Origin of the sequence: Lentzea sp. NPDC004782 (genome assembly GCF_040609115.1) — a bacterium.
GTDB lineage: Bacteria > Actinomycetota > Actinomycetes > Mycobacteriales > Pseudonocardiaceae > Lentzea.
On record NZ_JBEXJN010000012.1, the window covers coordinates 16,342 to 29,351 of the forward strand.

At 68.8% G+C, this 13,010-nt stretch carries 8 protein-coding genes and 1 tRNA gene; 6 read left to right on the plus strand and 3 right to left on the minus strand.

Going from position 1 to position 13,010, the window contains the following annotated elements; genetic code table 11:
* Positions 1–139 precede the first annotated feature (139 nt).
* From cmk to ABZV40_RS13575, 6 genes are all read left to right on the plus strand, one after another.
* On the plus strand, positions 140–826 hold the full coding sequence (cmk, locus tag ABZV40_RS13550) for a (d)CMP kinase (protein ID WP_355440136.1): 687 nt from the start codon (positions 140–142) through the stop codon (positions 824–826).
* A complete protein-coding gene (locus ABZV40_RS13555) occupies positions 823–1,455 on the plus strand; it encodes a lysophospholipid acyltransferase family protein (protein ID WP_355439719.1) in 633 nt (210 codons plus the stop codon). Before cmk ends, ABZV40_RS13555 begins: the two co-directional genes overlap by 4 nt.
* On the plus strand, positions 1,452–2,873 hold the full coding sequence (gene der, locus ABZV40_RS13560; RefSeq protein ID WP_355439722.1) for a ribosome biogenesis GTPase Der: 1,422 nt from the start codon (positions 1,452–1,454) through the stop codon (positions 2,871–2,873). Before ABZV40_RS13555 ends, der begins: the two co-directional genes overlap by 4 nt.
* A gap of 44 nt (positions 2,874–2,917) precedes the next feature.
* On the plus strand, positions 2,918–3,550 hold the full coding sequence (locus ABZV40_RS13565; protein WP_355439725.1) for a response regulator transcription factor: 633 nt from the start codon (positions 2,918–2,920) through the stop codon (positions 3,548–3,550).
* Positions 3,547–4,659: a histidine kinase gene (locus ABZV40_RS13570; RefSeq protein WP_355439728.1), complete on the plus strand. Its 1,113-nt coding sequence runs from the start codon at positions 3,547–3,549 to the stop codon at positions 4,657–4,659. Before ABZV40_RS13565 ends, ABZV40_RS13570 begins: the two co-directional genes overlap by 4 nt.
* Positions 4,660–4,841: 182 nt before the next feature.
* A tRNA-Pro gene (locus tag ABZV40_RS13575) sits at positions 4,842–4,915 on the plus strand.
* 354 nt (positions 4,916–5,269) lie between these two features.
* Here ABZV40_RS13575 and ABZV40_RS13580 read toward each other — a convergent pair.
* The 3 genes from ABZV40_RS13580 to ABZV40_RS13590 all read right to left on the minus strand — a co-directional run bounded on the left by ABZV40_RS13580 (position 5,270) and on the right by ABZV40_RS13590 (position 12,970).
* Positions 5,270–6,013: a hypothetical protein gene (locus ABZV40_RS13580; protein WP_355439731.1), complete on the minus strand. Its 744-nt coding sequence runs from the start codon at positions 6,011–6,013 to the stop codon at positions 5,270–5,272.
* Between the two features lie 252 nt (positions 6,014–6,265).
* Entirely contained in the window at positions 6,266–6,526 is a 261-nt protein-coding gene (locus ABZV40_RS13585; protein ID WP_355439734.1) for a hypothetical protein, read from the minus strand.
* An 87-nt stretch (positions 6,527–6,613) separates the two neighbouring features.
* Positions 6,614–12,970 carry an RHS repeat-associated core domain-containing protein gene (locus tag ABZV40_RS13590; RefSeq protein WP_355439737.1) on the minus strand — a complete coding sequence of 2,119 codons (6,357 nt, stop codon included), beginning with the start codon at positions 12,968–12,970 and terminating at the stop codon, positions 6,614–6,616.
* Positions 12,971–13,010: the final 40 nt, after the last annotated feature.

The following is a 13,010-nucleotide window of genomic DNA, read 5'->3' on the forward strand; positions in this document are numbered from 1 at the left end:
GGAGGCCGTCACCGGCGATCTTGCCGCCCTGGAACCCCCGTGGACCGTCCCGCTGCCGATGTGAGCCTCCGCACCAGGCACAATGTGGGTCGTGGGCGTCTCGGAGGGAGCTGTGGTGGGCCAGGGTCAGTTGCGCGGCGTGGTGGCACTCGACGGACCGTCCGGCACCGGCAAGTCCACCGTCGCGAAGCGCCTCGCGATGGCGCTGGACGCCCGCTACCTCGACACCGGCTCGATGTACCGGGCGGTCACGGTGGCGGTGCTGCGCGCCGGGGTCGACCCGGCCGACGAGGTCAAGGTCGCCGAGGTCGCGGACGGCGCGAAGCTCGTGGTCGGCACCGACCCCGCGCGCCCCGGCATCACGCTGGACGGCGACGACGTGTCCGTGGAGATCCGCGGGCCCGAGGTGACGCTGGCCGTGTCGCCGGTCTCGGCCACCAGGCACGTGCGGGAGCTGCTCGTGGCGCAGCAGCGGGCGATCATCGCCGACGCCGTCGACCACGTCGGGGGCATCGTCGTCGAGGGACGTGACATCGGCACCGTCGTGTCGCCGGACGCGCCGTTGAAGGTGTACCTGACGGCCTCGGCGGACGCGCGGGCCGCGCGCAGGACCAAGCAGGACAACGCCGCCGGGCGCCAGTCCACCGTGGACGCCGTGCTGAAGGACGTGCGGCGGCGCGACGACTACGACTCGTCGCGCGCGGTGTCGCCGTTGAAGGCCGCCGAGGACGCCGTCGAGGTGGACACGACCGAGCTCGACCTCGCGGGCACCGTGGACGCGTTGCTGGACCTCGTGCAACGACGAGGCCTGCGGGTGACCGGGTGAGCGTTCCCGCCGGCAGCCTGGGGTGGCTGACCGATCTCGGCCGCTGGATCGCGCGCGGCCCGTACGCCTGGCAGTTCCGGATTCGGGTGCACGGACGCGACCGCGTACCCTTGAGCGGCGGCGTGGTCGTCGTCGCCAACCACAGCTCGATGGCTGATGGACCGATCCTGTTCGGTGTCGTGCCCCGGCGCGTGACGTTTCTGATCAAGCAGGAGATGTTCTCCGGCCTGGTGGGCTACCTGCTGCGCAAGATCGGGCAGATCCCCGTCAAGCGGGGAGAAGCCGATCGCACGGCGCTGACCAGCGCGTTGTCCGTGCTCAAGGCCGGCGGTGTGGTCGGGGTCTTCCCCGAGGGCACGCGCGGCGAGGGCGACGTGGCCTCGGCGCAGAACGGTGCGGCGTGGCTGGCCCGCGTCGGCGGCGCCGCGGTGCTGCCGGTCGCGTGCCGCGGCACGCACCACGCCAAGGGCTGGCGGCCGCGGGTCGACGTGCTGATCGGTGAGCCGTTCCACCTTCCCGAGGGGAAGGGGCGGGCGGCCCTCGGCGTTGCCACCGAGCAGGTGCGCGATCGCCTGGCGACACTGGTCGCCGAACTCGATGTACTTCGTGTGAGTGAGGGAAGACGATGACGGACCTGGACGGCACCTGGGAGGACGAGGCCGACTGGTCAGCCTTCGACGACCTCGACGGATCCGTTGGCGAGGAGGCGGCACCGCCGCAGCCGGTGGTGGCGGTGGTCGGGCGCCCGAACGTCGGCAAGTCCACGCTGGTCAACCGCATCATCGGCCGTCGAGAGGCCGTGGTGCAGGACGTGCCGGGCGTGACGCGTGACCGCGTGGCCTACGACGCGCTGTGGAACGGCCGCAAGTTCACCGTGGTCGACACGGGCGGCTGGGAGCCGGACGCGGTGGGCCTGCAGGCCGCCGTGGCCGCGCAGGCCGAGCTCGCGATGGCTACCGCGGACGTGATCCTCGTGGTCGTGGACGCGACGGTGGGCGCGACCACCACGGAAGAAGCCGTGGCGAAGGTGCTGCGCCGGTCCAAGAAGCCGGTGATCCTGTGCGCGTCCAAGGTGGACGACGAGCGGCTGCTGGCCGACGTCGCGTCGCTGTGGTCGCTCGGGCTCGGCGAGCCGTACCCGGTGTCCGGCCTGCACGGCCGCGGCTCCGGTGACCTGCTCGACGTCATCCTGCAGAAGCTGCCGGAGACCCCGCGCGACGACTTCGGCGCCTCGTCCGGTGGTCCGCGACGGGTCGCGCTGGTCGGCAAGCCGAACGTCGGCAAGTCGTCGCTGCTCAACCGCCTGACCGGGGAACAGCGCTCGGTCGTCGACTCGGTCGCCGGCACCACCGTCGACCCGGTCGACTCGCTGGTGGAACTGGACGGCGAGATCTGGCGCTTCGTCGACACCGCGGGCCTGCGCAAGCGGGTGAAGTTCGAGAGCGGTGCCGAGTACTACGCGTCGCTGCGCACCAAGTCCGCGATCGAGACCGCCGAGGTCGCGATCGTGCTGCTGGACGCGCACGAGCCGTTGTCCGAACAGGACCTGCGCGTGCTCACGATGGTGGTCGAGTCGGGCCGCGCGTGCGTGCTGGCGTTCAACAAGTGGGACCTGGTCGACGAGGACCGCCGCAACGAGATGGTCCGCGAGCTCGAACGCGGCCTCGTGCGCGTGCCGTGGGCGGACCGCGTCAACATCTCGGCCCTGACCGGCCGCGCCGTGCACAAGCTCGCGCCCGCGTTGCGCACCGCGTTGAACTCGTGGGACACCCGCGTCCCGACCGGCCGTCTCAACCAGTGGTTGTCGGACCTGATCGCCGCGACCCCGCCGCCCGTACGCGGCGGCAAGCAGCCCAAGGTGCTGTTCGCGACCCAGGCCTCGACCCGCCCGCCGACGTTCGTGCTGTTCACGACCGGTTTCCTGGAGGCGTCCTACCGCCGGTTCATCGAGCGCAAGCTCCGTGAGGAGTTCGGCTTCGAGGGCAGCCCGGTGCGTATTTCCGTGCGCGTCCGCGAGAAGAAGAAGACGGGCGCCTCGAAGAAGTAGGGCGTTTGGTTGCCCTTTGGCATGAGGTGCGGTTGGTTGGGTTCGTGGCCGTACGAGTGGTGCTAGCCGACGACGAGGCCCTGCTGCGGCGGGGCCTCAAGGTCCTCCTGGAAGCCGACGGACGCGTCGAGGTGGTCGGCGAGGCGGCCGACGGCGCCGAACTCGTCGACGCCGTCCTGGCCTGCCTGCCGGACGTGGTCCTGGTGGACGTGCAGATGCCGGGCGTCGACGGTCTGGAGGCGGTGCGGAGGCTGAGAACCTGGGCCACCCCGCCCGCCATCGCCGTGCTGACCACGTTCGACCTCGACGACTACGTGGCGACGGCCCTGGACCTGGGCGCCCAGGGCTTCCTGCTGAAGGACGCCGAACCGGAGACCCTGGTCCGCGCCGTCGTGGACCTGGCCGCGGGCGGCGCCGTCCTGGACCCGCGGATCACCGCCCGCCTGCTGCCCCGGTTGCGCGGCTTCCGCGCCAACCGCCAGCTCGACTCCCTCTCCGCCCGCGAACGCCAGGTGCTCGAACTCCTCGCGGGCGGCCGCTCGAACCACTCGATCGCCGACGAGCTCTGCCTCTCCGAGGCCACGGTGAAGAGCTACGTCTCCACCGTCCTGACGAAACTGGGCGTGGAGAACCGGGTGCAGGCGGCTCTCGTCGCCCACCAGGTCGGTGTGTGGTGAACCGCTTCGTACGCGAGCTCCTCACCGTGGGCATCACCACGGGAGTCGTCCTGCTGACCCAGGACCGCCCGTTCCCGTGGTCACTGGGAACCGCGGTCGGCGCGTCGCTGCTGCTGTCCGTGCGCCTGCGCTGGCCGTGGCTCGCCTCGCTGCTGTGCGTCCCCGCGGTGGCCGGCGGCCTGGGCTGGGCCCCGGCACTGGTGGCCCAATACCGCCTGGGCCGCAAGGAGAAGTCCATCCCGGTGCAGGTCTTCTGGGTGGTCCTGCTGACCGTGGCCGCGATCGCCCCGGTCATGCTCACCGAGGACATCCCTCTGGGCCCGCTGCTGCTCGCCACCGCCTTCGCGTTCGGCCTCGCCGCCGCCCCCACGGCCCTCGGCGCACTGGTCACCACCCGCAAGGAACTGACCGAGTCGCTCTACGAAACCCGCCGAGCCCGAGCCGCCGAACTCGAGGCCCAGGAAACCTCCGCCCGCGCCGCGGAACGAGCCCGGATAGCCCGCGAAATCCACGACGCCGTGGGCCACCACGCCACCCTGATCGCCGTCGAGTCGGCCGCCCTGGCCGCCACCGCCTCCGACCCGGCGGTCCGCGACACCGCACTGCGTCTGCGAGCCCTGGCAAAGGAATCCCTGTCCGAGATGCGCGCGGCCCTGGGCCTGCTGAACTCCGACACGTCCTACCCGTCCCTGCAGGAGCTGGTGGACCGCGCCCGAGTGGCAGGCGTGTCCGTGACGCTGTCCGAAACCGGCGACGCCGCCCTGACCCCAGCCGTCTCCCGCGCACTGTTCCGAGTGGTCCAGGAATCCCTGACCAACGTGGCGAAACACGCACCGGGCGCCACCGTGACCGTGACCGTCGACCGCTCCTCCCCGGTCCGCGTGTCCGTCGTGAACGGCCCAGGCGACCTGCCCGCACCAGGCGAGGGAGGCGGCGCGGGCCTGCACGGCCTCTCCGAACGCGTCCGCCTGGCCGGCGGCACCCTGACCACCTCCTACCGCGCGGACGGCGGCTTCAGCGTCACAGCCGTCCTACCACCCGGTAAGTCGAAGGTTGACGGACAAGACTCGACTTTCGGCGGTGGTGCACGAGACACGGCCAACGCATAGTTCTGGATGTCGGTCGAGGATCGGGGGATCGGTCGGACCGAGGGACGCGGGGACCCGCACGCCGGGTCCCCGCCGTATTTCCCCCGTTTCCGCAGCTCCAGGCCTCCACGAGGGGCCGTTTTTGATCTCCGTCCGGGGTGTTGTAGGATTCTTCCTGCACGCCGGGGAACCGGGAGTGTGGCCGGGACGTGGCGCAGTTTGGTAGCGCACTTGACTGGGGGTCAAGGGGTCGCAGGTTCAAATCCTGTCGTCCCGACGGTCTGAATCAGCCCGCTGATTCTGGGTAAAAGCCCAGGTCAGCGGGCTTTTTCGTGCGCGTGTGTCGATCTTCGCCTGACCATCCACTGTGGCCTGTACTGGTGGGTGACCTGGGTTTGGGAGGATTTTGGGAGATCCGTTTCCTGGCGGTGAAATGGGGTCGCGTTGCCGAACGCGAATCCGTACCCCGTCCGGGTGGTTTCCGGACAAGAGGCGGTCACCGCGTGATCCTTCACGGATTGCCGCCGGCGGGGTGTCGCACGTACTCCCCGAAACGCCCGCTCGAGACAGGGGTGCTCGCGGTCCGACCGGCCGCGAGCACCCCTGTTCGTCCGCAACCCGCGGAACCACGTCACATGTCGTCGATCTCGACGGGTGGCAGGGTCCACGTCGCGTCGGCGGGCAGGCCGAGCACGGCGCGCGCGTTCCGCTCGCCCTGCTCGTCACGTGCCCACACGCCCCACCGAGCCATGTCGGGCAGATGGAACAGCTCCGCGTACGTGCGCCACACGAGCACACGGAAGCCGTCCCCTTCCCACCACTGCTCCGTGCGGCCGGAGGCCTCCTCGACCAACGTGAGGGACTTCGCCCTGGCGTCGATCTCCTCGACGAGCTCGTCCGTGCCAGAGGCGACCTCGCGCCACGAACCGCACTCCCAGTAAAGGGCGTCGGACTCGATCAGGCTCTCGCACCGGTCGAACACCGTCACCGGGGGCAGCCCGCTGCTGTCGAACACGAACACGACCTCGCCGTCGAAGTTCGCGTGCACGGTGAACGGGTGCGCCACCATGTGGTCGACGAAGTACACCTCCGGCACCCTGACTTCCTGGTCGAACCGGAGCACCGGAACCAGGGACAACACCTCCTCGAACGACCAGGAGGTGCTCGGCCACCGGAGTCCGCCGAACCTCTCGCGCATCCGCCGCAGGCCGTCCAGGATGTCCAGCGCCGAGATGCCGAGGTTCTCCGCGTACTTCTCCGCCGTCTCCCGGTCCTTGTCCGCGTCCCACTCGTCGTCGAGGACGTCCGCCCGCTCGCGGAGGAACGCGACCGCGCGGTCCGTCAGGCCGGCACCGGAACTCATCACCTCAGGCATGTCACTCACCGATCGCCCACAGGATGCCGACGTGGGCTCGGTGGCTTTCCGGTTCGGACGTCTCGGTGGGCTCGGCCGTGGCCGACTCCTCGGACGCCGCGGTCTCCGTCTCCGCCGCTTCCGGGGCCGCCTCCGCGCTGACCTCGGTGTTGACGGTCGTCTCGGTGAACGTCTCGGTCGTGGTGGTGGCCTCCAGCGCGGGTGCGGCTTCGGCCGTCCCTCCGGCTGTACATGCCCATCCGAAACTGAGGACTATTCGGCGGCTGCCGCGCAGAACGCGACGACCGCGGCCACGATCCGCCGATGGCCGTCCGCACTCAGCTCGGGCACGTTCAGCAGGCTCGGCGTGAACGAGGCAACCGAGAACTCGGCGCCGTCCCGCCTCACCTTGCAGTCGACGACCAGTCCGTTGCCGAACTCGGCCACGCACACGTCGTCCTGCGCCCAGCGCAACGACACCAGCCGCAGTTCCCCGAGGGGCTGATCAGCCGCCGGAAGATCACCTTCACGCAAGTGGATCGTGGTCCTTACTCTCGGGTGGGTGTTCGTTGGTCCGCACCGACGACGGCGAGGACCAACGAACACCACACTAGTTCGGCATTACTTGAAGACGCCGGCCAGAACGTACTGCTCGATCCACTCGCTGGTCACCTCGTAGACCGATCCACCCGCCCACGGATCCTGGACCAGGAATCGGCCCACGCTCAGTGGCGAGGTCACCACCATGTGCGCGGAGTACCCGAACGCCTTGAGCATCGCGCCCATCGGTCCCTCGGCAGCCTGTGCCACCGCATCCGCCGGATCACCGAAATAGTTGTAGTTCCACCCATCTCCGAGGTGCTCCGCGAGCGACTCCGGGTTGGACCACTCGCCGATCGATTCCAGAATCGACTCCTGTGACATGGCGCCTTCGGTCAGCATCTCGCCGGAGGCCGACACACACGACCCATTGGTGATCTGGCCGACGGCCTGGCCTTCGGCGGGTGTCTGGCCCTCCGCCCAGGGGCCCGACGTGTCGCCGCCGCCAACCGGTTCCGGCTTGGCCGCCTGCGCGGGATCCGCGGCTTGGCCGGACTCGCCCGCCTCCGCCGACTCGCCTGCCTCCGCGGACTCACCAGCCTGCGCCGACTCACCGGTAGCCGCGTCCGCAGTGCTCGCCTCGCTGCTCGCCGCCGACTCGGTGGCAGCAGGTTCGGCCGCGGCCTCGGCGTTGACCTCCGTGTTCACCGTCGTCTCGGTGAACGTCTCGGTCGACGTGACGGTCTCGGTCGTCGTAGTGGCCTCGAGTGCGGGTGCTGCTTCGGCCGTTCCTTCCATGGCTGCTGTGCCCGCGGCGACCACCCCGGCGCCTTCCTCCGCCGCGAGGCCTGCTCCGGCCGCGCCCGCGAGCGCCGCGTCACCGACACCGAACGTCGTCACCGTGATCACCGTGACGACCACGACCACGACCACGACCACCGCGACGATCGCGACGATGTCCCAGAAACCCTTGCCGCTCGGGTCACTCCAGGTGGTGGGGTTGTTACCGCTGTAGGCGTAGTTGTTCCACGACTGCGGATGCGTGAGGTCGAACTGGGGATCGGCCTGAGTGAACCGGCCGATCGTCGGGTCGTACTCCCGCGCGCCCACACTGGTGAGGCCCGTGGTGTCCTGCAGGCCGTCCAGGTATCCGTGCTTGTCCGGCCACGTGCTCGGGTTCGGACCACGTGTGTTGCCGAACGGGTCGAGGTACCGGCGGTTCACCGACAGGTCCCCTGACTTCACCGTGGCAACGCTGGTGCTGTGGTGGTCGCCCAGCATCCAGGTCACGCTGCCGTTGCCCGTCCGCTCGGCGATCTTCTCTCCGCCATGCGTGTAGAAACGGGTACCGGTCGCCGTCGTCGACCCCGTGGGTACGAACAACTCGACGTCACCGATCGACAGCGTCGTGCCCGTCGAGTCCTTCGTGACGAGCCGGTTGCCGTCGGCGTCGTAGACATACGTTGAGACCTTGCCACCGGTCTCGGTGACGGTCGCGACATGTCCTTCGGCGTCGTAGGTGAAGGTCTGCCCCTTACCACCGGGGTTGCGGGTAAGCGTGTTGCCCGACTTGTCGTAGGTGTAGTCGCTCTTGGTCGTGGCCGTCGGGGTCTTGCTGCTCACCGACTGCAGCGCGTGCGGCTGCTTGGCCCCGGCTTCGGGGAAGGTGCTCGTGGCGACGACGTCTCCGCCGGTGACGTGCTGGGTCTGCGTTGTGCGGTTGCCCGTGACGTCGTAGGTCCAGCTGTCCCAGTACGGGGCCGCACCACCCAATGCTGAAACCGACTTCGGGGTCGCGCAGTTGCCGTCGGACGGAGTCCAAGCCTCGGTCGTGCGGCGCAGATAGTCGTTCGAGAAGCACTGCACGTCCGCCGTCTGCCCCTCAGGCGTGTCGGCGACCTTGGTGACGTTGCCTGCCGGGTCGTAGCTGTAGGTGCGGTTCGCGACCTGTGGTGTGGCGGTCGTAGCCCGCACGGTCAACATGTTGGTGACCTGGCCGGTGGTGTCGTCGTAGGTCTTGGTGGTGGAGACCTGCTTGGGGTCGGTCGCTGCGGCGAAGTTCTCCCGCAGCACCTTGGCGAACGGGCTGTAGTCCGTTTCCGACACGAGCGAAGTCGTGACGCCGGAGCTCATCGCCGCGGTCGTCGTGGTCGGGTTACCCAATGCGTCGTAACCCTTGTAGATCGTCTCCTGTGGCAAACCACCCACCCCAGGGCTCGTCGCGGTCGCGACGGCGCCGGTGTTGCTGTCGTACGTGACCGGGAAGCTGTACGAGCCCGATACGCCGTTCTCCGAGACGAGGGTCATCGTCGTGCCGGTCGGGCGATCGGCATTGTCGAAACCGTTGACCTCGTTCACCGCGTACGGCTGGTTGTCGACGTAACGAATCGTCCTGGTCAGCATGCCCTTGAGCAGGGTGTCGTAGGTCCAGGAAGCGAGCTTCGGCCCAGACGCCGAACCACTGTGCTCGACCGTCTTACGACCGAGGCCGTCGTAGTCGAAGAAGAGCGATCTTCCTTCTGCATCCACTGTGGACTTGAGTTCGCCTGCGGCGTCGAAGCTCGCCGTGGTCGTGCCTGTGTCCGGATCGGTGTTGGACACCTTGCGGCCGTGCATGTCGTACGTGTAAAGCCACTTGTTCTTGCCGGTGGCGTCGGTGACCGACGCGAGCTGACCCGCAGGTGTGTACGAGTAGCTTGTCATGTCAGCCGGGTCACCCAGCTTGCTGTGCGCCAGGTCCTTGTACTGGAGCCTGGAGGACAACCGGCCGAGCGAGTCGGTGACGACCGTTTCGGCCGTACCTCCCGAGGGTGGGATGGTGGTCGTCCGGTCGCCGTCGACGACGACGGTCGACCTGGTGACCTCCGTGCCGTCCCGCAGCGTGATCGCGGCGCTTTGTCTGCCAGCCGAGTCGAAGTTGAGCATCGTCGTGTTCGGAACCTGCAGGTCCTGGACGGCGAGCAACGTCCCGGAGGGACCAGAGTCGTTGTTCCAGTAGGCGTTATGGAGCTTCCACTGCCTGCCCTGTGAGTCGAACAGCGTGTCGTTGACGACGCGGCCCGAGGTGTACGCCGTGGGAGCCTGCGTCTGCACCGTCCGGCCGAGGCCGTCGACCAGTGCGTAGGTAGACGAGTACTGGCCCGACGACAGCAGCGTCTTGGTCGTGACGACGCTTGGCTTGCTGTTGCTGACGATGTAGTCGTACCTGACGTCCGCGGGACCGCCCTGGTCCTTGTCGTGGCCGGGCCTCCACAGCGCCGTCAGCCTCCCGAGCGGGTCATACGTCGCGTCGGCGTGCCGGTTGTTGGCGTCGATGGAGGACGTCTCGAGCCCGGAAACCGGATCGAACGCCTTCGCCTGGACATGACCGGGCTTGCCGGGCCCAACCTCCGGGCTGGTCGCGGTGATCTTGCTGACCGCGCCGGCCGCGGGGGTGTACGACATGGTCGTCGTACGGCTCAGCTCGTCGGTCGCGGTCTTGACGCGGCCGTAGGTGTCGTAGGTCGTCTTGGTGGAGGTGAAGGTTTCCGCCCCGCCGGCCGGCCAGGTGTCGAGGCTGTCGGTCTGGGTCACCTCGCCCTTGGTCGGCGCGGCGCCGAATCCCTGGCTGTCGTAAAGGGTGTGCGAGTCGGCGAGGATGTTGCCGCTGCCCGCCGGGTTGTTCGCGCAGCCGCCCGACACCTTCTGCACGCTGCTCGGGAACGTCAGCATCCACGCGCCGAGGTTCTGCGCGTAACTCGTACGCGTACACGTCGACGGCAGGCCATCAGCCTCGTCGAGCTGCTCGGTCGGCAGACCCTGGTCGTTGAACGTCGTGGTCTTGTTGGTCGTGCGCCACGATTTCGAGTGCTCGATCCAGGTTCGCTGCTTCGTGCCCGCCGAGTTCGTGCGGAACGATTGACGACCATAACCATCAGTCGCCGTCGCACCCGAAGACCACGGGGTCTCGACGCTCACCGTGATCGGATTGCCGTCCAGGTAGGTGGTCGTCTCGTAGGACCGGCCGCGGAACTGGTCGGCGTCGTGCACGCTGTCACCGGTCGAGGCGGTGACGGTGCCGTCCATGCCGCGCAGGAACTTCACCGTCGACACGGACTGCTTGCCCGCCGGGTCGTCCGGGTTGCCCTTCGTGGTCCTGACCGTGTCGAACCCGCGCCACGCCGAGTACGTCTTGTACTGCGGGTCGCCGATCGGGTTCTCGTCGAAGTGCCACGCGCCGCCGTCGAGGTAGTCGTAGTGCGTCCGCTTCTGCTGGGACAGCACGGTGCGGCCGTCCTCGAGGACGTCGGTCACCACGTACTTGTTGAACCAGTCGATCCGCGGGTCCTTGGCCGCCTGGTACGTCCAGTAGATCGGGTAGCAGCGGGTGGCGTTGTGCGCCGGATCCGGCGTGCCCGACTGGCAGTCGGGGGCCGAGTAGTCGACGGTGGTCACGCCGCCCTGCTCGTTGACGATCGACGTGATCCGGTTGCGGGTCAACGACGTCAGCTCCTGGCTACCGGGGAACGTCCGGTTCGCCTTCGCCGTGCCGATGAACGTCGTCGGCGGCAACGTCAGCGACCCGCCCGCCAGGCCGGTCCGCGTCACCGAGTCCAGCCACAACGCGGCGGACGACCCGTCTCCGGTCGGCGGGAACGACTGCCCGAGGTCCCACCGGTTCACCGCCCGGTCGCCGACCTTCGTGGTGATCGACGTCAGCCGCTTGCGGGTGAAGAACGACGGGTTCATGTTGTTCTTGCACGCGTCACCGGCGTTGCAGATCTCGTCCGCGGGAACGTCGGGCCACGAGCTCGCGGTGTCCTTGTTCAACGCGCCCGGATCGCAGTTCCCGGACACGCACCTCTCGGCGCTGTCGAAGATCACCGAGTTGGGTGCCGCCCCGTACAGGCTGTCGGTACTGACGTTGAACCCGTACTCCATGCGCAGCAGGTACGCGCCCCGCACGTACTGCGTGCCCGCGGTCTCCCAGTTGCCGTTCAGGCCGTAGAAGTTCGTCTCCGGCTGGTAGTAGAACGTCTGCGCGTTGCCGTGCGGATCCACGACGTAGTCCAGGTTCCACCGGTACGCCTGCGTGCACCACGACGACGCGAAGTCGGCCGCGTGGCACGGTTCGCCGTCGTTGTTGCCGAAGACCGGCTCGGTCTGCACCGACTGCGTCTCGATGTTGCCGTCCCGCCACCCCGGCAGGTGGTTGCGGCCGAAGAAGTACTGGGTGCCATCCGTGGTGGTGACCTTCCAGTACTCGCCGTCCTTCGCGCCGTTCGCCGCGCCGTAGAGGCGCTCGATCTTCGACCCGTCGTCGTTCTTCGGGTGCCAGCCGGTGTGCGGGTCGTTGATCAGCGCGCCGTTGCGGTCACCGAGGTTCAGCGTCGCGTTGTCCGACACCCAGCACCGGTCGCCGACCTTGGCGTCGCCGTTGTTCCCGGGGTCGACGGCGCAGCCTTCGTACTTGCGCTCGATGTAGCCGGCGACCGTGAGCTCCCAGCCGTCACCCACCACCGACGGCTGGTTGTTCGTCGCCGACGTCAGCCCGTCCACCGCTCCGGACGCGTAGGTCAGCGCCACCTTCGGCGTCGCGCCACCCGGCGGCGCGGGCACCGCGATCGGGTAGTTGTAGGTGAAGTCGCCCGACGAGCTGCCCGCTGTCCAGGAACCGGCGGGAGACAGCGTCGTCGCGGTGAAGTCACCGCCACCGGAGTTCGCCCCGCTGGCCGTGCCCATCACCGTCGCGCCCGAGCTCGACGAGGCTGACGAGGCCGTCATCTGCTGCGGGAACGCGATCTCACCGACGAGGTGCTTGTTGCCCTCGAGGTTCACCGAGTCCACCGGCGTGGGCTTGCGGCACTCCGGCTTGTCCGGAGTGGACAGAATGCACTCCGGGTAGGTCACCCACCGCAGGCGCTGACCGAAATCCGCGCCGTAGGCGTCCTTGAACCCGGAGTAGTCGATGTCCACCGACACCGGCCCGGTCGTGTCACCGGAGACCGGGGTGATCCGCAGCAGCGCGCCTGCCACGCCGGCCTTCTTCGCGAGGTCGTGGTTGACGGCCTCGACCTTCACCTTGCCCTTGTCGTGCCGCGCGACGGCCTTGTCCGCCTTCGCGGTGAACGCGCCCTTCGCGTCACGACCGTGCCCGCGCGTCACCGAGATCGGCGACACACCGGCTTTGAGGGCCTTCGGCTGGGCGTCCCCCTGCGTGGTCGCCGGCAGCTCCACCTCGGTGGTGACCGGCAACGGCCACGTCACCTTCGGCGCGGTGCGCAACGCCCGGCCGGCGGTGGTGTTCGCCGGCGCCGGCCGCAGCGGCGCATCACCGCCGTGCACGTCCTTCGGCTTCTGCAGCTCGGGCAGCTCCCAACCCAGCCCGTGCCACCCCTTGCGCGGAGCGGCATCGGCGTCGACGTGCCCCATGACCAACGTGAGAGCGACCGCGGCCACGACCGCTCTCACGGCGCGCGAAAAGCGCCACACACCCATC

Excerpts from the sequence above, each read along its gene's own strand:
- ABZV40_RS13580 (WP_355439731.1), bottom strand. The coding sequence starts at position 6,013 with ATGCCTGAGGTGATGAGTTCCGGTGCCGGCCTGACGGACCGCGCGGTC.
- der (WP_355439722.1), top strand. The coding sequence starts at position 1,452 with ATGACGGACCTGGACGGCACCTGGGAGGACGAGGCCGACTGGTCAGCC.